This window comes from Haloarcula halophila, assembly GCF_029278565.1.
Lineage (GTDB): Archaea > Halobacteriota > Halobacteria > Halobacteriales > Haloarculaceae > Haloarcula > Haloarcula halophila.
Genome location: NZ_CP119559.1, coordinates 1,181,109 through 1,203,446 on the forward strand (window position 1 = coordinate 1,181,109; position 22,338 = coordinate 1,203,446).

The 22,338-nt window shown below is 65.5% G+C and carries 19 protein-coding genes and 1 tRNA gene; 11 read left to right on the plus strand and 9 right to left on the minus strand.

Annotation, left to right across the window (positions count from 1 at the left end; genetic code table 11):
* Window positions 1-133: 133 nt before the first annotated feature.
* Window positions 134-3,937, minus strand: coding sequence for a DUF7289 family protein (locus P0204_RS06230; protein ID WP_276222617.1), 3,804 nt, complete (start codon window positions 3,935-3,937; stop codon window positions 134-136).
* Between the two features lie 183 nt (window positions 3,938-4,120).
* Between P0204_RS06230 and P0204_RS06235 the strand changes: the two genes are divergently transcribed.
* The 5 genes from P0204_RS06235 to P0204_RS06255 all read left to right on the plus strand — a co-directional run bounded on the left by P0204_RS06235 (window position 4,121) and on the right by P0204_RS06255 (window position 8,219).
* Window positions 4,121-4,789, plus strand: a complete 669-nt coding sequence (locus P0204_RS06235) for an O-methyltransferase (RefSeq protein ID WP_276222618.1) — start codon at window positions 4,121-4,123, stop codon at window positions 4,787-4,789.
* A gap of 134 nt (window positions 4,790-4,923) precedes the next feature.
* Window positions 4,924-5,316, plus strand: coding sequence for a DUF8048 family protein (locus tag P0204_RS06240; protein WP_276222620.1), 393 nt, complete (start codon window positions 4,924-4,926; stop codon window positions 5,314-5,316).
* Between the two features lie 83 nt (window positions 5,317-5,399).
* Window positions 5,400-6,002, plus strand: a complete 603-nt coding sequence (locus P0204_RS06245; RefSeq protein ID WP_276222621.1) for a chemotaxis protein CheC — start codon at window positions 5,400-5,402, stop codon at window positions 6,000-6,002.
* 209 nt (window positions 6,003-6,211) lie between these two features.
* The gene (locus P0204_RS06250) at window positions 6,212-7,366 is read left to right on the plus strand and encodes an acyl-CoA dehydrogenase family protein (protein WP_276222622.1); all 1,155 of its coding nucleotides are present in this window, start codon (window positions 6,212-6,214) and stop codon (window positions 7,364-7,366) included.
* Window positions 7,367-7,433: 67 nt separating this feature from the next.
* Window positions 7,434-8,219 (plus strand): N-acyl homoserine lactonase family protein, encoded by a 786-nt coding sequence (locus tag P0204_RS06255; protein ID WP_276222623.1) that lies wholly within the window; start codon window positions 7,434-7,436, stop codon window positions 8,217-8,219.
* Window positions 8,220-8,329: 110 nt separating this feature from the next.
* Here P0204_RS06255 and P0204_RS06260 read toward each other — a convergent pair whose 3' ends face one another.
* Window positions 8,330-9,043: a DICT sensory domain-containing protein gene (locus P0204_RS06260; RefSeq protein WP_276222625.1), complete on the minus strand. Its 714-nt coding sequence runs from the start codon at window positions 9,041-9,043 to the stop codon at window positions 8,330-8,332.
* 88 nt (window positions 9,044-9,131) lie between these two features.
* Here P0204_RS06260 and P0204_RS06265 point away from each other — a divergent pair, with 88 nt between their 5' ends.
* The 3 genes from P0204_RS06265 to P0204_RS06275 are packed head-to-tail and all read left to right on the plus strand — an operon-like array spanning window position 9,132 to window position 12,306.
* Window positions 9,132-9,983, plus strand: a complete 852-nt coding sequence (locus tag P0204_RS06265) for a DUF4129 domain-containing protein (RefSeq protein WP_276222626.1) — start codon at window positions 9,132-9,134, stop codon at window positions 9,981-9,983.
* The gene (locus tag P0204_RS06270) at window positions 9,980-11,830 is read left to right on the plus strand and encodes a DUF58 domain-containing protein (protein WP_276222628.1); all 1,851 of its coding nucleotides are present in this window, start codon (window positions 9,980-9,982) and stop codon (window positions 11,828-11,830) included. The genes P0204_RS06265 and P0204_RS06270 overlap by 4 nt, the downstream gene beginning before the upstream one ends.
* On the plus strand, window positions 11,827-12,306 hold the full coding sequence (locus tag P0204_RS06275) for a DUF7519 family protein (RefSeq protein ID WP_276222630.1): 480 nt from the start codon (window positions 11,827-11,829) through the stop codon (window positions 12,304-12,306). Before P0204_RS06270 ends, P0204_RS06275 begins: the two co-directional genes overlap by 4 nt.
* Here the strand turns inward: P0204_RS06275 and P0204_RS06280 are convergent.
* On the minus strand, window positions 12,303-13,250 hold the full coding sequence (locus tag P0204_RS06280; RefSeq protein WP_276222632.1) for an AAA family ATPase: 948 nt from the start codon (window positions 13,248-13,250) through the stop codon (window positions 12,303-12,305). The genes P0204_RS06275 and P0204_RS06280 overlap by 4 nt on opposite strands.
* Before the next feature lie 96 nt (window positions 13,251-13,346).
* Between P0204_RS06280 and P0204_RS06285 the strand changes: the two genes are divergently transcribed.
* Window positions 13,347-13,431, plus strand: a tRNA-Ser gene (locus P0204_RS06285).
* A gap of 90 nt (window positions 13,432-13,521) precedes the next feature.
* On the opposite strand, the gene P0204_RS06290 is transcribed toward P0204_RS06285, so the two are convergent.
* The 5 genes from P0204_RS06290 to P0204_RS06310 all read right to left on the minus strand — a co-directional run bounded on the left by P0204_RS06290 (window position 13,522) and on the right by P0204_RS06310 (window position 19,369).
* Complete coding sequence (locus tag P0204_RS06290; protein WP_276222634.1) at window positions 13,522-15,384, minus strand: DUF2070 family protein; 1,863 nt, start codon at window positions 15,382-15,384, stop codon at window positions 13,522-13,524.
* Window positions 15,385-15,444: 60 nt separating this feature from the next.
* Entirely contained in the window at window positions 15,445-16,014 is a 570-nt protein-coding gene (locus P0204_RS06295) for a GMP synthase subunit A (protein ID WP_276222635.1), read from the minus strand.
* On the minus strand, window positions 16,014-17,132 hold the full coding sequence (locus P0204_RS06300) for an ATP-binding protein (protein WP_276222638.1): 1,119 nt from the start codon (window positions 17,130-17,132) through the stop codon (window positions 16,014-16,016). Before P0204_RS06300 ends, P0204_RS06295 begins: the two co-directional genes overlap by 1 nt.
* Before the next feature lie 67 nt (window positions 17,133-17,199).
* Window positions 17,200-17,823, minus strand: coding sequence for a DUF7097 family protein (locus P0204_RS06305; protein WP_276222640.1), 624 nt, complete (start codon window positions 17,821-17,823; stop codon window positions 17,200-17,202).
* A 22-nt stretch (window positions 17,824-17,845) separates the two neighbouring features.
* Window positions 17,846-19,369 carry a sensor histidine kinase gene (locus tag P0204_RS06310; RefSeq protein ID WP_276222642.1) on the minus strand — a complete coding sequence of 508 codons (1,524 nt, stop codon included), beginning with the start codon at window positions 19,367-19,369 and terminating at the stop codon, window positions 17,846-17,848.
* A gap of 110 nt (window positions 19,370-19,479) precedes the next feature.
* On the opposite strand from P0204_RS06310, the gene P0204_RS06315 reads away from it, so the two are divergent.
* Window positions 19,480-19,824: a DUF192 domain-containing protein gene (locus P0204_RS06315; RefSeq protein ID WP_276222644.1), complete on the plus strand. Its 345-nt coding sequence runs from the start codon at window positions 19,480-19,482 to the stop codon at window positions 19,822-19,824.
* A 143-nt stretch (window positions 19,825-19,967) separates the two neighbouring features.
* Window positions 19,968-21,512 (plus strand): (R)-citramalate synthase, encoded by a 1,545-nt coding sequence (locus P0204_RS06320; protein WP_276222646.1) that lies wholly within the window; start codon window positions 19,968-19,970, stop codon window positions 21,510-21,512.
* A gap of 149 nt (window positions 21,513-21,661) precedes the next feature.
* On the opposite strand, the gene P0204_RS06325 is transcribed toward P0204_RS06320, so the two are convergent.
* On the minus strand, window positions 21,662-22,318 hold the full coding sequence (locus P0204_RS06325; RefSeq protein WP_276222648.1) for an HAD family hydrolase: 657 nt from the start codon (window positions 22,316-22,318) through the stop codon (window positions 21,662-21,664).
* Window positions 22,319-22,338: the final 20 nt, after the last annotated feature.

Genomic DNA, 22,338 nt, shown 5'->3' on the forward strand with positions numbered 1-22,338 from the left:
CCCCGACACCGGTAGCGGAGCCTATCTGTCAATCTATGTTGTGAAAGAGCGAGACTGTGCTTGCAATCGGCGCGGACTCGGTATGCTATGCGACGAATAGCAGTGCAAAACTAAAACGACGAACGACGGATGACTACGGCGCGGTCACGTTGATGACTTCGGAGTCGACGTTGACCGGCGAGTCCTCACGCGTACTGACGCCGTCGGGGACTTTCTGGAGGAACAGCTCGCCACGCACAGTGGTGTTCTCGCCACTCTCTGCGCTCTGCGTGTCGTTGTAGACCCGTATCTCGTAGTCGTAGGTGTTCCCTGTCGAGAGTGAACTGACGTCGAAGCCGTATTGTGTCGGTTGGGTTGCACCGGTGTACACCGTCTCGGTCTTCGAACTGTCGACGACCGTCGTCCCGTCGTCCTTCGAGATCCGGAGACGGACCTCTCGCTCGTCGGAGACTCGACCGACGTTTTCGACACCGACGTTCATCCGCGAGATACGTCCGCGGCGGACGATCTGGGTTCCGGGCGTGTAATCTTTCGTCCCGATGTTGATGTTTGCCGGTTCGACATCCGACTGGCCGAGCTCGATGGACTGGTTCCCGCTCGTCGTGTTGGGCGTCGTCACGTAGTAGCTGTAGTTCCCTTCACGGCCCGGAGTTGCGGTGATCTCGAAGGTGAGTCCTGTGCTGGTACCCGCCGAGATCGTCCGCGTCTTCGTCACGGAGTAGCTGTTTCCGGTGTCGGTGTTCTCGTAGACCAACGTCAGGTCCATGTTGGTCCCGTCTCTGGACCCGATGTTGTCGATCTGTGTGCTGATAACCGGGTTACTGTCGTCGATATCGTCGGTGCCGTTGTTGATTTCGGCGACTGCCGGCCCCTCCATCTTTGTCACCTGATAGTACGGGCCGCCGGCGCTCCCGATCCGTAGCTGCTGGGCCTGTGAATCGTCGGTCACTCCGTCGCTTCCCCGTGCCTCCACTTCCCAGTTGTACGTCCCGGGGCCGTAGCTCGCCGTCGGCAGGGTGATCGTAACGTCCGTCTCCTCGCCGGGATCGAGTACGCCCGTGGTTTCCGGACTCTGTGGTGAACCGTCAAACGCCGGATGGATACTGGCCTGTCCGGCCTTCTCACCGGTGTTGTTGATCGTCACGTCGACGCTGGTGTCTCCCGAACCGCTGCTGACCCGTGCCGGTGCGTCCACGTCGGTGATGTTGAACGTCGCAGGTTGGACGTTCTCACGCTCTGTACTTACGATCTTCAGCGACACGACGGCGTCGTTGTAGTCCGGGTCGTTCGGTTGATCGGCGTTTTCGGGCAGCGCGTTCCGCTCCGATAGCTCGTACATGAAGATGTACTGATCTTCGGCGAGCTGGAGGTTCCCGTCTTCGTCGATGCTCGCGTTGACCGTATCGAGCATGTCGTCCAGGCCGAGTTGGAACGCACTCGCTTGTCCGAGTGCTGGCGGTTTGTCGCCGTTGCCCAGGATAATAACGTTGCTCGAACTCTTCGTGTTCGTGATATCGATCCGTTCACCTCCCCAGTCGGAACAGGTGTACGCGTCCAGTTCGTATTCGGTCCCCTGGAAGGTCCGATAGTGGTTGTACCCGTCGTCTCTGTAGTCCCGACAATAGTATGACGTTCCCCAGACGGAGAGCTTCGACCCGGCGGTGACGTTCATCTCTTTGACGTACGGATTATCGATGGTCTCCCGATACATCCGCTGCTCTGCATGCGGGTGGTTGATGTTGCCACCGTATTCGCCGGTCCAGAGCGGGGAAATGTCTGTTGTCGTCTCGTTCTCGACGTATGTCCGGACTGTTGTCGGCGCAGCGATCTCGTATCTGCCGTAGTAGTCCGTACCGTTGCCCTCAAGTTCCGAACCGCCGGCGACGATCTCGATTCGCGCGTCTTTCGTAAATTCGAGGAACTCGCTTCCGTCGCTGTCTTCACCTTCTTCGACACCGGACCCTTCCGCTCTGACCTCCAGAATCTGACTCAACGAGCCGTTCTCGGTCTCGGCTTCGATCGTGTTCTGGCCCATGTCGAAATCAGCCGAGTTGTTCTCGACAGTCGTCGTGAACGTCTTTGTCTTCTCCTGGCCGGGGTTCAGCGTCACGTCCCACTCTTCGAGGTCGGAGTTCGTCTCCTGATTCTCGAGGTCGAGTGTCTGTTCGTCGCTGATTCCGCCGCTGTTCGTTACGGTGACACCGATCGTGACATCGTTGGTCTCCCTGACGCTGCTGGGATCGATCTCCAGACGGTTGATGACGAAATTCGGCGCCGCGTTCCCGGCTTTGACGTAGAACGTGCTCCGCTGGGTCTGGTTCGGCGTCGTCAGGGTCACGCTGTAGGTGCCGGTGTTCGAGAACGTATGCGTGACCGATCGGGTCGCCGTATCGGTGTTTGCCAGCGTCTCGGTCCCGTTGGTGCTGGCGACGACTGTCCCGGTGTCCTCGTTCTTGACCGTCGCGTTGACGTAGCCGGTCAACGTCTGGTTGCCGACGTTCTCGACGGTCGCCGAGAACGTCTCCGTATCGCCCCGCGTTGGCGTGTTGTAGCTCAGGCTGTTGATCTCAAAGCGACCGGGGGGTCCGACGACGAACGGGACCTGCATCGAGTCACTGCCGACAGTGAAGTTCAGTTGATGCTTCCCCTCGCGATTGATCGGCAGGGCGTCGCTGATATCCTGGCTGACGTTCTCGCCGGGATGGACCGTCGCACTCCAGGTGGTGTTGGGTTGGCCAGTGACGTTGAGTCCGATCGTCGCCGTCTTGGTCATGCCGCCGGTGTTGCTGACCCAGACGTGGCCGTCAGTCGTGTTCCCGACGGTCGTCCCGGTCGAGATATTTTCCGCGGAGAACCCGACGTTCGGAGTGGCCGATGGACTGTTGAACTGGACTTTCGTCGTCGAGTTATCGTCGGCCGCGACCGTGACGTTACGCGGTCTCGGGGGGCTCCCGGAGACGATATCACTGTCGTCGAGCGTGAAGGTGACCGTCTTGCTGGCCTTTCCTGCGAGAGTCACGTCCTTGGAAGTATCGACCGTCCCGTTGTCGTAGACGAACCTGACCTCCTTCGTCGCATCCAGTCCGCCAACGTTCGTGATTTCGGCACTGACCTCGTAGTCTGACCCCGGACCCGGTGTCACGGTGACGTTTTTCGCCCGGAATTCGGGATCGGACACGTCACCAAGCTGGAACGTGATCGTAACGTTGTCGTGGGGTTCGGCGGGCATTCCGCCTTCGGCGCTCACGTTCACGCGCTTGTCGTCGTAGTTGTTCCGGGCCCAGTCCGCCCATGCGCGTGCGAACGTGCTGTTGCTTATTTTCAGCGATGCGTTGTCGACCGTCGTCGGCGAGCAAGCGCCGCTGCCGTACAGTTCGCGGCTGATGTTACGTTGCTCGTTGACTTCCTTCGTAACGTTCGAAGTCGCTTTCAGCGTTCCGCTGGAGGTGAGGTCCCCGGTGACGTTCGTGAACGAAACCGAGAGCGAGCCGTTGTCGTAGTTCAGGTCCGGCGGCGCACTCATCACCGCACCAGCTTCGGTCATCTTCCAGACACCACCCGCCTCGTACGCAGTAACAGTGTCTTTCCCGTCGTGTCTGATCGTTCCCATCTGCCGGGGGCCTGCCATGCAGTTAGCGTCCCCGTTTAGCGTCAGACTGTAGGTCGCGTTCCGGTTGATAGAGACGTCTTTGTCGACCTCGTCGCTGATCTCGAACGTCTGTCCATCCTCGTCGGACTGTTGGAAGACACTGTCGACTTTCAGCATCGTCTCCTCTGAGATCTCCTCGTTCGAGTCGGCATTTAGGTCCTCCACAACGGCAGACCCAGCCAGGAGAACGACAGCGATACCCACCATAGTGATACCGATGAGAAGTACCGCCGCCACGACAGTCGACATCCCACGCTTATCGATCGCGTTACTCCCCTCTAAAGTCATTAGCTAAGCCTTACTGGGTGACAAGTAAAAGGTTTCGATTAGTTTATCTAACTTCGCTGATGTTTACGAGGCCCATCCGATCTATCCCCGACCGAGACAGGTTGATCGGAGCCGGGCGAGCGTAGGGAGGAAAGTACGTACGGAGGTGCCGGTATTTAACCGCCAGCCCCGACAGACACGGTCATGGACGAGAATCCACTACCCGAGGTCACGGAACGGTTCGCGCGGGCGCTGGCACCCGAGCCCGACGAGGTGATCGCCGAGATGGACGCGAAGGCCGACCGGGAGGGGTTCCCGACGGTCGGACCGGCGGTCGGCGGCTGGCTGCGACTGCTCGCGCGACTGGTCGATGCCACACGGGTCTTCGAGTTCGGCTCGGGCTTTGGCTACTCGGCGTACTGGATAGCGCCAGCGATCCCCGGCGATGGGGAGATCGTCCTGACAGAGATCGACGCCGACGAACTCGACGAAGCTCGTGGCTTCCTCGATCGGGGTGGGTTCACCGACCGCGCCGTCTTCGAACACGGCGACGCCATCGAGACCATCGAGGAGTACGCCGGCCCTTTCGACGTCGTCCTGATCGACAACGAGAAACACCGGTACACGGAGGCCTTCGAGGCCGTCCGCGAGACGGTCCCCGTCGGTGGCGTCGTCGTCGCGGACAACGCTATCGAGGCCGGCCCGCTCGATTTCGAAGCCGTGCGTGCCCTGCTGGCCGGCGAGGACGTCGCCGCCAACGAACCGAGCCGCGGGATCGCCGGCTACCTCGAACGGGTCCGGGACGACCCCGACTTCGAGACGGGACTGCTCCCGCTGGGTGAAGGCGTCGCCGTCAGCGTCCGCGTGGGCTGATTGGGACCGGCGTCCCGGTGGCCCGGAGCGCACCGGCCCGGGTCGGCGCTATCCGAGGGACCGTCACAGCGGTGCCGCCGAGGGGGACCGACCCAAAGAGTGATGCCAAATAGTGATATATGTTTACATTAGTCATGGCAACGACCGACAGTGGAACGGCAGCCAGGGAGAGCGGGATCGACCGGGCGATAATCGAGCGCGCCGCCGACGCCGTCGGGCTCCCAGTCGGCGAACTCTGTGACGCGCTCGTGGTGTTACACGCCGAACTCATCGGTCGGCACTCGGAGTTCGAGCGCCCTCGCGACTACGTCACTGTCGACGGGACCCGGGCCTACCGCGTCCCGGAGTCACGCTTCGAGTCGTTGCTCGATTCGTTTCGCTTCGACCCGGCGGAACGGGCAGCCATCGAGTACGCACACACCGAACAGGCGAAACTCCTGTTTGCGAGCGCGGTCCGGGGCGACGACAACTTCGACAGGGACGAGGTCGGCGTCGTCGTCGGCATCGACACCGCAGAGCAGTTCTAGACGTCCCATTCTCGCCTGCGAAAATCGGGGTGCATAGCTTATGTGGCAGGGCCAGCAAGTGGGTGCCAGTAGCTGTCCCAGTCATGAGTTTGATGATAGATATCCGGAAGCTCGGGTTGTTCAACAAGATGGCAAAAGAGGGTGGCAACACCGTTGCGAACCACTTGAGCCAGATGACCGGGATGGAGACGGAGATGGAGATCACGAAGATCAACTTCATCGACGTCCCGGACATCAAGACACACGTCGGCGACCAGAAACAGATCGGCATCAGCATCGAGATGATCGAACAGCCCCACGGCCACATCCTCTTTCTGTTCAACGCCCAGAGCGCCAAGGAACTCGCACACGGGATGATCGGCGACATGGGCGAGACCGACCCGAACGCCAGCGGATTCACCGACATGGAGCGGTCGGCGATCCAGGAGATCGGCAACATCATGACCTCGGGCTTCATCGACGGCTGGGCGAACGTACTGGATACGACCATCGACATCTCGACGCCGAACTTCACGTTCGGCCCCGGAAGCGGGATGATCGACCAACTCGTCGGCGACCGCGACAACGAGATGGCGCTGATGTTCGACTCGCGAGTTCACGCACTGGAGTCGGACATCAACGTCAAAGTCTACACCTTCCCCAGACTCGAAGAGTTGGTCGACCTGATGCAACAGATCGAGGTGTAAGCGCCACCCAACGCCGTAGATGCGCCGACCCCGATCGGCGCTGCCAGCGACGGTGAGTGAGTGCGGAGTGTTGCTGACCCGACTCTCCCTTCTTCGAGACATCCTGCCCGGGTGAGTTTCCCCACGGAGCGGCCCATATTTAAAACAACCAGCGAGGTGTTTCCGACAGTTCCACGAGGTATATGATGACACCGCACATGTAGGGGAGTATGGAGCTACTGTCAGAGTATCCGGTCCCGGAGCACGCCCGCGAGGTCAAACAGGAGGCCCGAGAGTTCGCAGAAGAGCACATCAAGCCCAACGCCGCGGACTACTACGAATCCGGCGAGTACCCCTGGGAGGTCCTCGAAGCCGGGATGGACGCCGGTCTGGTCGCCCAGGACCTCGGCGAGGAGTGGGGTGGCAAAGGGTTCGACCTCCAGCAGGTGCTGGCGATCGCAGAGGAGTTCTACAAGGCCGACGCCGGGATCGCGCTGACACTCCAACTCGCGAGTTTCGGTGCCGAGATCGTCGAGGAACACGGCGCCGACTGGCAGAAAGAGGAGTTCCTGGAGCCGGTCGCTCGGAACGACCAGATCACGGGACTGGCCGTCTCCGAACCCGAGACCGGCAGCGACCTGGCCGGGATGACCACCGCCGCCGAGAGAGACGGCGACGAGTGGGTCATCAACGGCGAGAAGTACTGGATCGGCAACGGCGTCGAGGCCGACTGGGTGACGCTGTACGCCAAGACCGGCGACGACGAGAACAACCGGTACGGCAACTACTCGATGTTCATCGTCCCGACCGACGCCCCGGGGTACCACGCCGAGCACATCCCCGAGAAGATGGGCTTTCGCGCCTCGAAACAGGCACACATCGTGCTGGACGACTGTCGCATCCCCGAAGAGAACCTCGTCGGCGTCGAGGGCGCTGGCTTCTACATGCTCGCGGACTTCTTCAATCACGGCCGTGTCATCGTCGGCGGTCACGGGATCGGGCTCGCGGCGGCCGCCATCGAGGAGGCCTGGGAGTTCGTCCACGACCGCGAGGCCTTCGGTCGGACCGTCGACGAGTTCCAGGCGGTCCAGCACAAACTCGCGGACATGCATCTGGACTTCCAGAGCGCCCGCTCGCTCACCTGGGACGCCGCCGAACGCGTCGCCAACGACGAGAACGCCGGCTACTGGGCCGCGCTGGCGAAGACCATCGCGACCGAGGCGGCGACGGACTGTGCCGAACGCGGGATGCAACTCCACGGCGGCCGGTCGGTGTTGACCGAGAACCGCATCTCCCGCGTGTATCGTGACGTGCGCATCCCGGTCATCTACGAGGGCGCCAACGACATCCAGCGCAACCTCATCTACCGCCAGGCACCGCAGTAGGACCGACGAGACCGGCACCCGACCTGTTTGGGCCACCCCTTATCTTGTCGGATCGCGTACACTGGATATGGACGACATCGAAGTCACGTTTCTCGACCGTGGGCGCGTACAGGCGGACCGGAACTTCGTCGTCGACGGCGCAAGCGTCGCGACCGCGTCGAACCGCGACCCGAGCCACGAGTACGAGACCTACGTCGTCTGGAACCTCGTGATCGAGACCCCGGAGATGACGATCCTCTGGGACACCGGCTCCCATCCCGAGGCTGGCGACGGCTACTGGCCCGAGCCGCTGTACGAGGCGTTCGCCCACGTCGACGCCGACGAACACCACCTCGTCGACGACCTCGGCGGGGCCGGCTACGAGTTGGCAGACATCGACGCCGTCGTGATGAGCCACCTCCACTTGGACCACGCCGGCGGCCTCGCGGAGTTCGCCGGAACCGACGTACCGGTCTACGTCCACCGCGAGGAACTCCCCTTCGCGTACTTCAGCGCGAACACCGACGAGGGATCGATCGCCTACCTCCAACGGGACTTCGACCACGATCTGAACTGGCAGATCGTCCACGGCGACAGCTATCACCTCACCGACGGCGTCGAACTGCTCCACCTCCCCGGTCACACCCCCGGGCTCATGGGCGCGCTGATCGACCGCCCGGGGACGCCGCTGTTGATCGTCGGCGACGAGGCGTACGTCGAAGCCAACTACGCCGGCCAGTCGATGGCGACGAGCCTCCTCTGGAGCAACGCCGCCTGGAAGGAGAGTCTAGAGCGGTGTCGGAACATCCAACGCGAGACCGGTGCCGACGTACTCCTGGGTCACGATCTGTCGGTGTTCGAGTCGCTGGCCTGAGGGCGCACCATCGGAGATTCCGCACGGTGTTCGCGCCCCTCGCTACTGCTCACGGCTCCCCACTTCGCCGTTCGCTGTCCGAGACCCCTCACTCCGTCGTCGGGCTCTCGCTACTGCTCCACGAGCCAGTACGTCGACTCCAGATGCTCGACGATGTAGTCGACCGTCGTCGGGTCGTACGTCCAAAACCCGTAGAATGCCCGCGGGTCGCGTTCCTCGGCCAGCAGCGCACACTTCTGTTCGTCGTCACCGTTCCCGTCGAAGACGACGAACCACGACTCTGCGATCTCGGAACCGCGGTCGGCGTGGAGCGTGAACGCGCTGTGTGACGGCGCTTCCTCGTCCGGGACGGCGTAGGCGTGGACCTCGACACCCCGTTCGCCGAGGTGTTCGTAGAGATCGAGTTCGCCTTTGAGCGTCGAGACCGTCTGGAAGCCGGCGTGCAGCGTCCCACCGCCGACGCGAGCGGCCCGATCCTCGATCTCACGGGAGGCCGCGACCAGTTGCGAGATCGACCAGGAGGTGAACATCGTCTCGTCGAGGTTGTCGAGAATCGGGCGATACGGCGCTTCAGAGAGCGAGATGTCGGGACCGGCGATCGAGTCACGGAACGACGCCAACCCCGTCGCGGTCACGATCTCGCCGTCGTCGCTGAGCGTGACGAACTCCCCTGGCCGCCCGCTCTCGGTCCGCTCGGCCCGAACCTGGACGTTCCGGTCGGCGAACTGCTCGCGGAGGTCGGCGACGACCGACGCCTCGGCGTTGAAGACCGTCAGCGTCTGCTCGTGGTCCTCGACGCCCGAGATGAGTTCCGAGAGCGACATCTCCCGTAGACGGAAGTGACCGACCGTGTTATGTGTTGCCCCATGCGAGTGCGCAATCTTAACACGAGACGCACTGCAACCGCCTGTCGTGTCACGCCGTCTGTCAACCGCAGTCGTCACTGGACTGGTCCTCCTGGCGTTGGTCGTCGGCGCGTCCGCGCTCGACGCGCCAGCAAGGGGTGGCGGCGAGAGTGGCGGTACCGACGGAAATCACAACCTCGGCGCGGGCGACGCCGGCAGCGAGACGCCGGAGACCGGGCCGGTCCTGTTGGCGATCACCGTCGCTATCCTGCTGGTCGTTCTCGCGTACGGGATTCGACAGTACGGCACCGACGATCTGGTGCTGGCGGCGCTGACCTCGGTCGTGTTGCTCGTCGCGGCTCTCGTCGTTGGGTTCGACCCCCGGACCGCAGGGGGTGGCCTCCCGGCCCGATCGGAGACGGTGATCACCGAGGCTACCTCCGGTCCAGCACAGACATCCGGGTCGCCCTGGCTGTTCGGCCTGGTGGGCGCGGTCGCACTCGTCGTCCTCGCCGGCGTGTTGCTCCGGCGTGTGACCGGGACCGAGAGCTGGGTCCGGACCGAGGACGATACCGAGCTGGAAGACGGAGGGGAGGAGACCGAGGCCGCGACGGACGTAGCCGACGCGGCGGGCCGGGCAGCCGACCGGCTGGCTGCGGACGAACAACTCGACAACGCCGTCTACCGGGCCTGGGACGAGATGACCGGGATTCTCGACGTCGAGGACGAGGCGAGCTGTACCCCCCGTGAGTTCGCCGAGGCGGCCGTCGACGCCGGCTTGGCTGCCGACGACGTGGCGACCCTGACGGAGCTGTTCGAGACGGTCCGATACAGCGACTCGCCAGCGACCGAACGCCGCGAAGAACGCGCGGAGACGGCACTGCGGAACATCGAGCGGACCTACGGAGGGGCGTCGTGACACTCCTTCGTCGTCTCTCGCTCGCGGTTGGCGTCTGTCTACTGCTCGCCGGCTTCGGGACCGCAGCGAGCGGGACCGGCGGGGTGACCGTCGAACCGGGCTTCGTCGTCTTCGTCGGCCTACTCGCGGCCGGCATCGCTATCTACGCGGGATGTCAGCGGTACGGGACACCACAGCGGTGTCCAGAACTCCCCGACCGGGCCGGGCGCGACGTGTCACCGCCCGAGACGGCCGCCGACGGGGCCGGTGTGGCGTCGAGGTTGACCCGGGACTACCGGATCGCCGACGACCTGCGGGCGTTGCTTCGACGGGCACTCGTCCGGAGCCACGAGCGGGACGAGGAGCGAGCCGAAGCTGCCATCAGCGACGGCACCTGGACCGACGACCCGAGCGCCGCAGCGTTGTTTGCAGCGACTGTCGGGCGAGCGAGACAGTCTCGCGACCGGATCGCAGGACGTGTCACCGGCCGGAGCCGCTACCGGTACCGGATCGATCGAGTGGCTACACAGCTCCGGGCGATCCTCGGTATCGATGCAGTCGACGACGTCCCCGGACGGCGGGCTCCGACACCGACGACCGGAACGGTCGAGACCGGGCGCTGGGCGGGGTTCTACACCGTCCCACTCGCGCTCCTCGGGGTCGGTATCATCGGGGAGCGGCCCGCACTCGTACTGGCCGGCGCCGTCGCCGTGGTGGCCCTGGCGGTCCGGGCCGGGACGACGACGCCGGAGCCAGTCGTCACGGTCGACCGTGCCCTCTCCGGGACCGAGCCGACACACGGCGACGAGGTGACCGTGACGCTGACGGTCCGCAACGACGGCGACCGGACCCTGACGGACTGTCGGATCGCCGACGGCGTCCCGGAGACGCTCGCGGTCACCGACGGCACCCCACAACTGGCGACGGCACTCCGGCCGGAAACGACCGCGACCGTCGAGTACACGCTGCGGGCGACCAGAGGCGACCACGAGTTCACCGCACCGACCGTCGTCGCGACCGACGCCGTCGGTGCGACGGCCACGACCACCGACGCTGCCGTCACCGGGGTCACGACGCTGTCTGTCTCGCTGCCTGGGGTGGCGGCCGACGCCCCGGTCCGGTCACAGACGAGCCGCCACCGCGGGCGAATCGATGCTGACCAGGGCGGGGACGGGATCGCGTTCTACGCGACCCGCGAGTACCGGTCGGGAGATCCGCTCTCACGGATCGACTGGAACCGGTACGCCAGCAGCCGGGAGCTATCGACCCTGGAGTTTCGCGAGGAACAGGCCGCGACCGTCGTCGTCCTCGTCGACGCCCGGCCGAGCGCCTACGACGCACCCGCAGCACCGGATCTCGATACGACGATCGACCGGTCGGTGATCGCGGCCCGAAGCGTCGTCGAGTCACGGCTCGACGCCGAGGATCGGGTCGGGCTAGCCGCGCTCGCGCCGGACCGGCTGTTCATCGGCCCCAGCGGCGGCCCGACGCACAAGAACCGCCTGGAGACGACACTGGCGTCGGACCCCGTCTTCCGGCCGTCCGCGCCGGACGGCGAGTTCTACCTCGGGCCGACGCTGCGCTGGCTCCGGCGGGAACTGCCCGCCGACGCACAGCTCGTCTGTTGTTCGCCGCTGGTCGACGACGATATCCGCCAGATGCTGCGGTACCTCGCGGCGTACGGCCACGCCGTCACCGTCGTCAGCCCGGACCCCGGCGTCGCCCCGACGGCCGACGGGACCATCGCGGCGGCCGACCGGCTGTTCCGGATCAGCGACCTGCGACGGGAGGGGATTCCGGTCGTCGACTGGCACCACGACGAGCCCCTGGCGGCGGCCTTCGAGCAGGCACGGGAGTGGGCGCGATGAGACAGCCACGGCTGGTCGGGGTCGCCTCGCTGATGGCCGCACTCGTCGCCACGGCCGTCCTCGCGACGACAGCCGGCGGTGGGCTGGCGTTGCTGGGAGCGCTCGTGCTGGCCGCCGGTGTCCTCGACGCCCGGCGGCGGCTGGTCACCCTCGGGGCGGTGCTGCAGTGTGGTGGCGTCGTCCTCGCGGGCGTCACCGCAACCGGGGCGATCGTCCTGGTGGTGGCCGTGGCGGCAGCGGTACTAGCCTGGGACTTCGGGCAGTACGCCGTCGATCTCGCGGAATCGATGACCGAGGACGCGATCACGCACAACGCGGAGCTCGTCCGGATCGCCGGCGGGACGCTGCTCGCCGCACTGACCGTCGGCGCGCTGTCGCTCTCCGGGCTCGTCCTGACAGTCCCGTCCGTCGGTCCCGTGACGACCGGGCTGTTGCTGGTCGGGGCGGTCCTTGCAGTCGCGGGGTTGAGCGGTTAGACCGTCGGAACCGGGACTTCGCCGAGCACGTTCTCGACGATGCTGGCCTTGTCGACGTTCTCGACGCGGGCGTCAGGCGTCAACACGAGCCGGTGAGCGAGCACCGGCTGGGCGACTCGCTTGATGTCGTCCGGCGCGACGAACTCTCGGCCGGCCATCGCCGCCATCGCGCGGGCCGCCTCGAAGAGCCGCTGGGTCCCACGCGGGGAGACGCCGACCTCGACGCGGTAGTCCTCCCGGGTCGCGCGGGCGATGTCGGCCATGTAGGTGAGCAGGTCGTCGTCGACCTGGACCGTCTCGGGGACCGCACGCAGTTCCTCGACCTGCTCGGGGTCGAGGACAGATTCGACCGTCGGACTCTGCGTGTCGCGGCCGGCCCGTCGCCGGAGGAGTTCGACCTCCCCCTCGCTATCGGGATAGCCGATGGCGGTCTTGGCGAGGAAGCGGTCGACCTGGGCCTCGGGGAGTTCGAAGGTCCCCTCCATGTCGACCGGGTTCTGTGTCGCCATGACGAAGAAGGGCTGTGGGAGGTCGTAGGTGTCGCCGTCGACGGTGACCTGGCCCTCCTCCATCGCTTCGAGCATCGCCGACTGGGTCTTGGGCGGCGCGCGGTTGATCTCGTCGGCCAGGACGACGTTGGCGAAGATGGGGCCGCGAGTGAACTCGAACTCCCGTGTCTGCTCGTTGAACACGTGCGTGCCGGTGATGTCGGCGGGCAGGAGGTCGGGGGTGAACTGTACGCGGGAGAAGGACAGGCCGAGGGCAGTGGCCATGCTTCGGGCGGTCAGCGTCTTGCCGGTCCCTGGCACGTCTTCCAGGAGGACGTGGCCCTTCGAGACGACACCGAGGAGGACCGTCTCGAAGAATCCGCGGTCGGCGATGACTGCGCTCCCGACCTCGTCCAGGAGTCGGCTCGACAGCTCACTGGCGTCAGTGACGTCCATGGTCGTCCCTGTCACGCGTGCGGTAAATGTGTGTCGAGAACACGTTGACGACCGAATCGAAACCCCTAAAATGAAACCTCCGGAATACTCGGACGAGCCGAGGTAGCCTAGCCTGGCCAAGGCGGTTGCTTCGAGAGCAACTGTCCTCACGGACTCAGGAGTTCAAATCTCCTCCTCGGCGTTTTTCGGCGAACGACTCCGCGAGCGACCGCTGTGTGTCGCGAGCATCTATCGCTGGAAGACTTGAGCCGACTACAGCCGCGAGGAGCCCTCAGAGCCCGGCGACGACGAACACGAGGATACTAACCGCCATCACGGCGAGGATGAACGCGGCCGCCAGCGCCCCGCCCAGCGAGACCATCGCGTTGGCCGTCGAGGCGAGCGTCTCGGTACGATCGTTGCCGAAGACGGTGACCTCGGCCCGTTCGCTGGCCATCCCGGCCTCGACCGGTTCCAGGTCCGCGACCGCACGGTCGACGAGGTCGGCGACCAGGGCAGACAGTTCGGCGTCGGGGATCGCCTGGCCGACCTGGTTCTCGGCTTCGACGGTGTTGACGATGTGGGTGTCGCTGGTCATCACCTCGACCGCGTCGACCCCCTCGATGGTGTCGATCACGTCCGCCCGGAGTCCAGGTTCCATGTTGTTGCCGTCGATGAGCACGTAGGCCGTCCGGTGGTCGGCGACCTCGAAGACACAGACACGGATTCCCAGCGGACCGATCCCGTCTTCGGGCTCCCAGGGAGTCTCGTCCCAGGCGACGCCACACCGGAGGTCGCCCCGCTGGCTGTCACCCAGGATGTCACCCAACCGTCCGGCCCCGTAGATCATGTCGAACGACCGCTGGCTTCCGGGAACGACGTGACCCAGGTCCTCGCCCTCCAGGCCGTCGTTACAGTTGTGTGCGTCGACCAGCAGGACGTCGTCGATCCCGCCGGTCCGGGCTTCGGACATCGCCGAGAGGCCGACGGCGTAGTCGACATCGTCGGCACACCCGGGCGCGTACGTGGTGACGATGAGAGCGTCGTCGCCGAAGGACTGCCCGATCAGGGTCGCCTCCCCCTCGGTGATCCGCCGGCCGACCGTCGCCTCGGTGTCGTACTCGATCCGGTCGTAGGCGTCCTGGGCGGTCGAAAGGATCGTATCGACCTCCCGTTCGGTGACGAGGTTGAAGTCGTGGCCGGCGGTCGCATGGGGCGGGAAGGCCAGCCCCTCTGCGTCGGCAGCCACCCGCTTGGGGAGGTTCCCGCCGCCGATCTCGCCCATCGGTCCGGGGTGGATCATCGGGAGGACGAATCGGGCCTTCTCCTCGCCGTCGAGGCGTCTGACCGACAGCACCGTCACGGGGACGATCGCCTCCTCGCCGATCTCCTCGAAGAACTCCTCCAGTTCACGGGTCCCTTCGGCGATGTGGCCGACGAACCCCCGCAGGAAATCCAGCGCCGAGACGCCCAGCGACCGACGCCAGGGCTGGTCGATCGCGACCAGGAACAGCCAGACCGCCAGCCCGTAGATGGCACAGATGACCGCGAGCACGACGAAGTCGGCCGGGATGAACCCCTGGATTTCCGGGGGCGCCTGCTCGGCGCGGGCAAGCAGTTCCTGGAGCATCGGGTCTTCGAGGATGAAGGCGGTCGTCCCGCTGTAGATCGCCAACAGGACCGCCGCCGTCACAGTCTGGACGCTGGCCGGGACGACCGCCCGGAGCAGCGAGTGCCGGGAGATCGCCATCATGATCAGGATACGGAAGGCGAAGATCGAGGCCAGCGCGACGATCAGCGCGTCGAAGACGAAGTTCTGGCCCAGTTGTGGGACCAGCAGGACGACGACGCCGGCGACGGTGAGGATAGCGATCGTGATGACCTCACAGAGCAGCGCCAACAGTGACGCGTGGTTGGGCGTCAACTGTCCGCCGAGTTGCCTGTCGACCCACGGGGTCACCGCTCCCGCCACGACGGTCGGGATACCGATGAAGAACACGCCCTGCCAGGCGTCGTCGAGGACGAACCGGGAGTCGAAGGCGGCGACGCCGGTTATCGCAGCGATACACAGCGCGAAGACGAGACTGGAGTACCAGTTCGGCGCCCGGAAGATGAACCGGGAGAGACTCGCCAGGTTGCCCTGTGTCGCCGTCATTTATATATCACACTCCGTCGACCGTACTAAAGCTATCCACTCGCGACTGCACAGCGGCAGTTACTGGCGTGGGGCCGCGTTGCGGTCACAGACGGCCAAGAAGTTCTCGAAGACCGCTTCGCCCTCTTCAGTGTGTGCGACCTCGGGGTGCCACTGGACGCCGTAGATGTCGGCCTCCGTATCGCTCATGGCCTCGACGCCACAGACGTCGGAGGTGGCGGTCCGCTCGAACCCGTCGGGGACCTCCTTGACCTCGTCGGCGTGGCTGGCCCAGACGCGCGTCTCGGGGTACAGCGAGCCGATCAGCGGGTCGTCCTCGTCCAGAACTTCGACGGTAACGTCGGCGTAGCCACCGTACTCGCCGCTGCCGACGCGACCGCCCAGTTCCGCCGCGATCAGTTGCATCCCGAGACAGATCCCCAGAACCGGAACGTCGAGGTCGAGGTAGTCGGGGCAGTTGCCGATATCGTCCATGTCCGGGCCGCCCGAGAGAACGATCCCGTCGGCGTCGATCTCCGCCGGTGGCGTCGTGTTGTCGACGAGTTCCACGTCGACGCCCATGTCCCGGAGCGCACGCTGCTCCAGATGGGTGAACTGGCCGTGGTTGTCGATGACTGCGATACTGGTCATTACTGGCCACGACGCCGTGCGGGCACATATATGTCTTGGAACTGGTCCCACAGCCGGTTCCGGACCTTGCAGGCGAGTCTACGGAAGGTCGTCGTGGCCCGCAGTTCCAGCGTGACGACGTTGCCGTCCGCGACTCGATCGACCCAGACCGATCCCTCGTAGTTCTCGATCACCCAGGTGACAAGCCACAGCCCCACGCCGCTTGCGTGATCGAGCTGTGTCTCGTCGGTCGCGGTAAACGCCGTCAGCTCCCGGTCCTCGATGGGTGGACAGTTGTCCTGGACGTGGACACGGAGACGGTTCCCGACCCGTTCAGCGGTGATGCCGACCCACGGATCACCCTCGGCGTGGACCACGGCGTTCTCCAGGAGGTTGTCCACCACCGTCTCGAACTGCCAGTCGACGTACGCGACGGCGCTCTCCGGGAGCGTCACGTCGACGGTTACGTCGGGCCGTGACTGTTCCAACGCCGCGAGACGGTCCTCGATGACGGGAACGATATCCGTCGGTGTCTGGGCGGTACGGTCGGCGGCGACGGCCGCGTCGATCTGGCGTGCCTTCTCGGTGGTCGAGATCATCCGGTCGACGGTCGTCGACATCCGGTCGACCCTGTCGGCTGCGTCGCCGGTCGTCTCGGCTTCGAGGACACTCAGGTGCCCCAGCACGACGTTGAAATCGTTGCGCATGTCGTGTCTGAGCACGCGGTTGAGGACCGCGTTGCTCTGACGGAGTCGCCGCCGCGCCCGACGGAGTTCGAGCAGCGCGCCCACGAGGATCCCGACGAATCCGCCCATCGCGATACTGCTTGCGAGCAACGCCGAAACCAACGACGTCGGAGAGGCACCGACGACGAGAGTTCCGAGGGTTACGAGCGTGAGAAGGGCGATTCCGAGGCCGCCCCATTCGGCGACCGTCCAGATCTGTTCGCCCTCCAGCCCGCTCCGGGGGAGCCAGTAGTTCGCCGCCGCCAGCGACAACGCGGGGACTAGCCCGGTCGCGACAACCAGGAGGCCCGAGGGTCCCGCGTCGAGGACGGACGCCGCGTGACAGGCGAGTGCGAGCGTCAGCGTCACGCCGATGGCGACCAGATAGCCCGTCCCGAGAGTCCCCTTCGACACTGTCGGGGTCTTCACGACTGTGTTGGCGTATTACGGGGGGGGTATTTAGAGCCGCCCCACTAGAGTATCAGTTTTGATAATCCCCGGCGTCCTCGTCGTCGCGATACCGCTCCGCCGCCGACTCGAAGCCCAGTTCCGACTGCTCTTTCGAGCGCCGCCCCTCGCGTTCGGCCAGCGCCTCCGGGTCCGGCCCGGCGTCGTCGTCGATCCGTGCCCACGACTGGTGGACCTTCGCGTGACACCACCGACAGAGATAGACGGTGATCTCGTGATCGAGGGTGTCCCCCGAGGAGTCGCGGTAGGAGAGGTGGTGTTCCTCCAGCAGCGGCCGCTCGTCGGAGTGGGCCATCCGCCGCTCGGTCAACCCACAGCGGACACACTCGCGGTCGTGCTGTCGGCACCGGAAGTGGGGACAGTCGGCCCACTCCCACTCGGTCTCGTCCCGCGGGGCAGGTCGCTCCCTGCCCGACTGTTCCGAGACGCCACGCGTCTCGCTGGTGTCGCCGTCCGGCGCCACGGCGGCCGGACAGCGGAACTCCTCGGCGCTCCGGGCGTCGGCGAACTCGGGGTCGTGGTGGCCGTGCTCGCGCGCCCACCGACACTTCCCCTCGTCGGTGACGAAATCACAGCGGTCGACGTGGTCGTAGGGGTCGTCGACGCCGACGCTCGTCCCGCCCGGTGCCTTCTCCATACCGCCGTCTGTGGCTCGGACGCTATTCAATCTGTCCGGGTTGTGGCGGTCGCTGGGTTCCCGCTCGCGGCAGTCGCATCGTCACGACCGTCCCCTGTGGGTCACGGTCAGCGATCGTTACCTCTCCGCCGAGGCTCCTGACCAACCAGTAGATCGCCCACAGGCCGATCCCGCTTCCGTGCTGGAGCGCTGTCTCGGTCTCGTCGCTCAGTGGCCGTCGCTCCCGTTCGGGGATGCCCGGCCCCGTGTCCTCGATGTCGACGACGACGTGCTCTGTCTCGATAGTAACCCCCAGACGGACCTCCGGGTCGGTTCCCTCCGGTGTCCCATAGTATCCGTGTTCGACGGCGTTTTCGAGGGCTTCACGGATAGCGATCCCGAGTCGCTCGTCACCGGCGACCGACGCGACTTCGGGGGTGTCGACGACGAACGGACAGTCAGGATACTCCGCTGCGATCCGTCGTCGTTCCCGGACCAACACCGAGACAGCATCGATAGTCCGGTCGGCCGACGAGGACCGCAGGACTTCGGTGACCTCGCGAGCCTTCTCGCTGAGGCGTCCGAGTTGCTGTGCACGGTCGACGATGCGTCTGGCTGCTGTCCCCAGTTCCCCGTCGAGTTCCTCGGTGAGGACCGTGCTATTCCCTTCGATGACGTTGACCGTGTTGCGGATGTCGTGACGGAGGACCCGTTCGAGGACAGCCAGTTGTTGCTCGCGCTGGCGCCTGTCGGTAACGTCCGCGAGCGCGATCATATGTCCGGAGACGGAGTCGTCGGCGGCGTCGGTGATCGGTGCCGACCAGACGTTCACGTCGATCAGCGAACCGTCCTTGCGCTGTCGTTTCGTCGCGACGCCCTCGATGACGTTCCCGGCGTCGACCCAGGCCTTGTGACGCTGGAACTCGTCGGTCCGGTCGGCCGGAACGAGCGGGTACTGCTGGTCACAGATCTCCGTCGCAGTCCAGCCGAACAACCGCTCGGCTCCACTGGACCACGAGCGGACCGTCCTGTCGTCGTCGATCGCGACGAGTGCCACAGGAGAGGTCTCGAAGATAGCTTTGAGCCGATTCCGTGACCGTTCGCTCCGTCGTCGCTCGCGTTCCCGGCGAACATCGTAGACACCGGTCAACAGGCCGCCGACCGCGCCGGTCCCGGCTACCCAGGCAGTGACGAGATACGGGTCGGCGAGGGCGATCTCGTGTGCACGCTGGTACGCGACGACGACGAGGGCAAGCGTCGTGATCGGGAGCGACCCGGCCAGCGACCACGCGACGAGTCGTCGGACCGCGCCGCTGTCAAGATCATTCGTAAGGAGCCAGCGGGCGCCAACGACCAACGGGGCGACGATACAGGCCAGGGCCGCGCTCGCGACGACCTGTCCCTCCGCCGGCGTCGATCGACCGCCGAGCCTGATCACGGTCGCGGACCCGACGACGAGCGCGGGCACCAGCAACACCAGTGTCCCGCCGATCCGCCATTGCCGCTCCGTGGGACGGGTGAGCAACCGAGCCATCGCTATCCGAACCGACTCGACACCTCGATGCATATCCGAAGGTCACTGCTTCCGGGGTATGAATCCCGGAACGGGTTCCCACCAGATAGGAACGTGCCCGGCAGCCACAACAGCTAACACCCCCTCGGTCCTGGGTCGGGAACATGCGCGTCGTCCACGACCCCGAGGGTGCCGCCCGCACGCTCGCGACGGAGGTCGACCGGGCCGAATCGGCCTTCGAGCAGTCCCGGGGGTTGATGTTCCGGCGGTCGATTCCCGACGACTACGCCCTGGTCTTTCCGTTCGACGGTACCGGTCGCCGGTTCATCCACATGCTGTTCGTGGCGTTCCCGCTCGACGTGATCTGGCTGGCCGACGGGGTGGTCCAGGCGAAAAAGACGATGCACCCCTGGCGGTCGGTCGGCTGGGCGAACGCGGATACGGTCCTCGAACTGCCCGCAGGGGCCGCTGAGGGCGTCAGCGAGGGGGATACGGTCGTCGTCAAGTGACCACGGCGCATCCGCCACCTTTTAGACCATGAAGGTTAGAGTAGTCACCACTATGTCGGAATACCCGACGGAGGATAGAGGAAGTCGCCGCAAGGCGGCTGGCCGAGAAATTCGTCCCGCTGTGTGATGGAAGTGGATTTTCTGTGAGTCAGAACCCATTGTTCGGAGGGCACCCAGCGACGCGTGCCCTCACAGATGTCGGTGAGGTACAGTTCCTGGATACGACCCTGCGCGACGGCGAGCAGGCCCCCGGCGTCTCGCTGACGCCCGACGACAAGGCCCGGATCGCGCGCAAGCTCGACGACGCCGAGATCGACGTCATCGAGGCCGGCAGCGCCTGTACCGGCCCCGGCGAGCGCGAGACGATCTCGCGAGTCGCCGAACTCGACCTCGACGCGACGGTGACCAGCTTCTGCCGTGGCATCAAAAACGACATCGACCTCGCGCTGGAGTGTGACGTCGACGGGATCAACCTCGTCGTCCCCGCGAGCGACAAACACGTCGAGCGGAAGGTCGGCACCTCCCGCGAGGAGAACGTCGCCGCGACGATGGAGTTAGTCGAGTACGCCACCGACCACGGCCTCTGGGTCGAGGTCATCGGCGAGGACGGCTCCCGGGCGGAGTTGGACTACCTCGAAGAGTTGTTGGGGGCCGCGCTGGATGCCGGTGCCGACCGCATCTGCTGGGCCGACACCGTCGGGCACGCCACGCCGGACCGGGCACTCGAATGTGTCTCCCGGCTCGCCGACCTGGGACCAGTCAGCACCCACACCCACGACGACCTCGGACTCGCCGTGATGAACGCGCTCGTCTCCGTAGCCGCCGGCGCAGATCTGGTCCACGGGACGATCAACGGCATCGGCGAGCGGGCCGGCAACGTCGCCCTGGAGGAGGTCGCGATCGCACTCGATCACGGCTACGGCGTCGAGACGATGAAACTGACCGAGGTCCACGACCTCGCGGACCTGATCGCCAGCCGGACCGGGATCCCGCTGGCCCCGAACAAGGCCGTCGTCGGCCAGAACGCCTTCACCCACGAGAGCGGTATCCACACCGACGGGACGCTCAAAGACGACGCGATGTACGAACCCTACCCGCCGGAGAAGGTGGGTCGGGAGCGTCGCCTCGCGCTGGGCAAACACGCCGGCCGGGCCGGCGTCGAGGCCGCGCTGGACGAACACGACGTCGAGGTGACCGACGAACAACTCGACGAGATCGTCGCCCGTGTCAAGGAGATCGGCGACCGCGGCAAGCGGGTCACCGACGCCGACCTGCTGACGATCGCCGACGACGTGACCGGCCAGGAACAGGATCGCCGCGTCGAGTTGCTCGGCCTGACGGCCGTCTCCGGATCTGACACCCCGACAGCGAGCGTCCGGCTCTCGGTCGACGGGGAGGAGCGCAAGGAGGCCTCCGTGGGTTCGGGGCCAGTCGACGCCGCGATGAACGCCGCCGAAACCGCACTCTCTCACGCCGCCGACGCGACCCTGGAGGACTACCACGTCGACGCGATCACCGGCGGGACAGACGCGGTCGTGACCGTCGAGATCGAGATGTCCCGCGGCGACGACCACGTCCGAGTCTCGGCGAGCGACTCCGACATCACCCGTGCGTCGGTCCGGGCGATGGTCGACGCGATGGACCGACTGGTCGCCGACGACAGCGAACGGCTCGTCGCCGACGACTGAGTCGAGCACACGTCCGTGTCGCCGACCAACAGAGCAGCTGCCTGCTCCTGTTTCGACCGGCGTTCGAGTCGCAGACGGACACCGAGGCCCCGTTCGACAGCCGGATCAGACGGTACTGAGAGCTATCCAGGTACACCCGCGGGAGTGTGTTACTCGGCGATATCGACGACGGCGTCTAACCCATCGACCTCGTAGGTCGGCGTCACGGAGAGGTCGGTGTCGACGGTGTGTGGCCGGCGGACGAACGCCGAGTCGATGCCCGCCCGCCGGGCCGCCTCGATGTCCGATTCGCTGTCGCCGACGTACAGCGCGTCGGTCACACCGAGGTCCGCCAGTGCCTGTTCGATGTAGTAGGGACTGGGTTTCTTCCGTCGGAGGCTCCCGACGGTCGGCGGGCGACCCCTGACAGTCCCGAAGTGTCGATCCAGTCCGAAGTGGTCGAACGCGAAATCGACGGTCGCCTGCTGGTTCGAGGAGACCACGCCCAGTGGCCCGTCGAGCCGATCGAGGACTCTGACGTCGCCGTAGGGACGCTTCTCTCCCGCCCGGATCGCCGCCCGCTGGGCCTCCGAGATCGCTCGGTCCCGAGCTCTCCAGAACTGCTCGGGGTCCAGCCCGTAGTGGCGACAGACCGCGTCGAGTCGGTCCGGTGTGACGCCGATACGCATCGCTTCCAGATGGTCGGGCCGGGGATCGACGACGCCGACCCGTCTGAACGCGTCCCGGGTCCCCGCCTGATGGGTCCTCGTACTCGTCAGGGTCAACAGGACGCCGTCGTTGTCGAAGACGACCGACTCGTACCTCATCGACAACCGCTGGGAGGCCA

What these genes read in the sequence shown, in the direction of transcription:
- P0204_RS06230 (WP_276222617.1), bottom strand. Translation starts at nt 3,937, where the DNA reads ATGACTTTAGAGGGGAGTAACGCGATCGATAAGCGTGGGATGTCGACT.
- P0204_RS06235 (WP_276222618.1), top strand. Translation starts at nt 4,121, where the DNA reads ATGGACGAGAATCCACTACCCGAGGTCACGGAACGGTTCGCGCGGGCG.
- P0204_RS06240 (WP_276222620.1), top strand. Translation starts at nt 4,924, where the DNA reads ATGGCAACGACCGACAGTGGAACGGCAGCCAGGGAGAGCGGGATCGAC.
- P0204_RS06245 (WP_276222621.1), top strand. Translation starts at nt 5,400, where the DNA reads ATGAGTTTGATGATAGATATCCGGAAGCTCGGGTTGTTCAACAAGATG.
- P0204_RS06250 (WP_276222622.1), top strand. Translation starts at nt 6,212, where the DNA reads ATGGAGCTACTGTCAGAGTATCCGGTCCCGGAGCACGCCCGCGAGGTC.
- P0204_RS06255 (WP_276222623.1), top strand. Translation starts at nt 7,434, where the DNA reads ATGGACGACATCGAAGTCACGTTTCTCGACCGTGGGCGCGTACAGGCG.
- P0204_RS06260 (WP_276222625.1), bottom strand. Translation starts at nt 9,043, where the DNA reads ATGTCGCTCTCGGAACTCATCTCGGGCGTCGAGGACCACGAGCAGACG.
- P0204_RS06275 (WP_276222630.1), top strand. Translation starts at nt 11,827, where the DNA reads ATGAGACAGCCACGGCTGGTCGGGGTCGCCTCGCTGATGGCCGCACTC.
- P0204_RS06280 (WP_276222632.1), bottom strand. Translation starts at nt 13,250, where the DNA reads ATGGACGTCACTGACGCCAGTGAGCTGTCGAGCCGACTCCTGGACGAG.
- P0204_RS06290 (WP_276222634.1), bottom strand. Translation starts at nt 15,384, where the DNA reads ATGACGGCGACACAGGGCAACCTGGCGAGTCTCTCCCGGTTCATCTTC.
- P0204_RS06295 (WP_276222635.1), bottom strand. Translation starts at nt 16,014, where the DNA reads ATGACCAGTATCGCAGTCATCGACAACCACGGCCAGTTCACCCATCTG.
- P0204_RS06305 (WP_276222640.1), bottom strand. Translation starts at nt 17,823, where the DNA reads ATGGAGAAGGCACCGGGCGGGACGAGCGTCGGCGTCGACGACCCCTAC.
- P0204_RS06310 (WP_276222642.1), bottom strand. Translation starts at nt 19,369, where the DNA reads ATGCATCGAGGTGTCGAGTCGGTTCGGATAGCGATGGCTCGGTTGCTC.
- P0204_RS06315 (WP_276222644.1), top strand. Translation starts at nt 19,480, where the DNA reads ATGCGCGTCGTCCACGACCCCGAGGGTGCCGCCCGCACGCTCGCGACG.
- P0204_RS06325 (WP_276222648.1), bottom strand. Translation starts at nt 22,318, where the DNA reads ATGAGGTACGAGTCGGTCGTCTTCGACAACGACGGCGTCCTGTTGACC.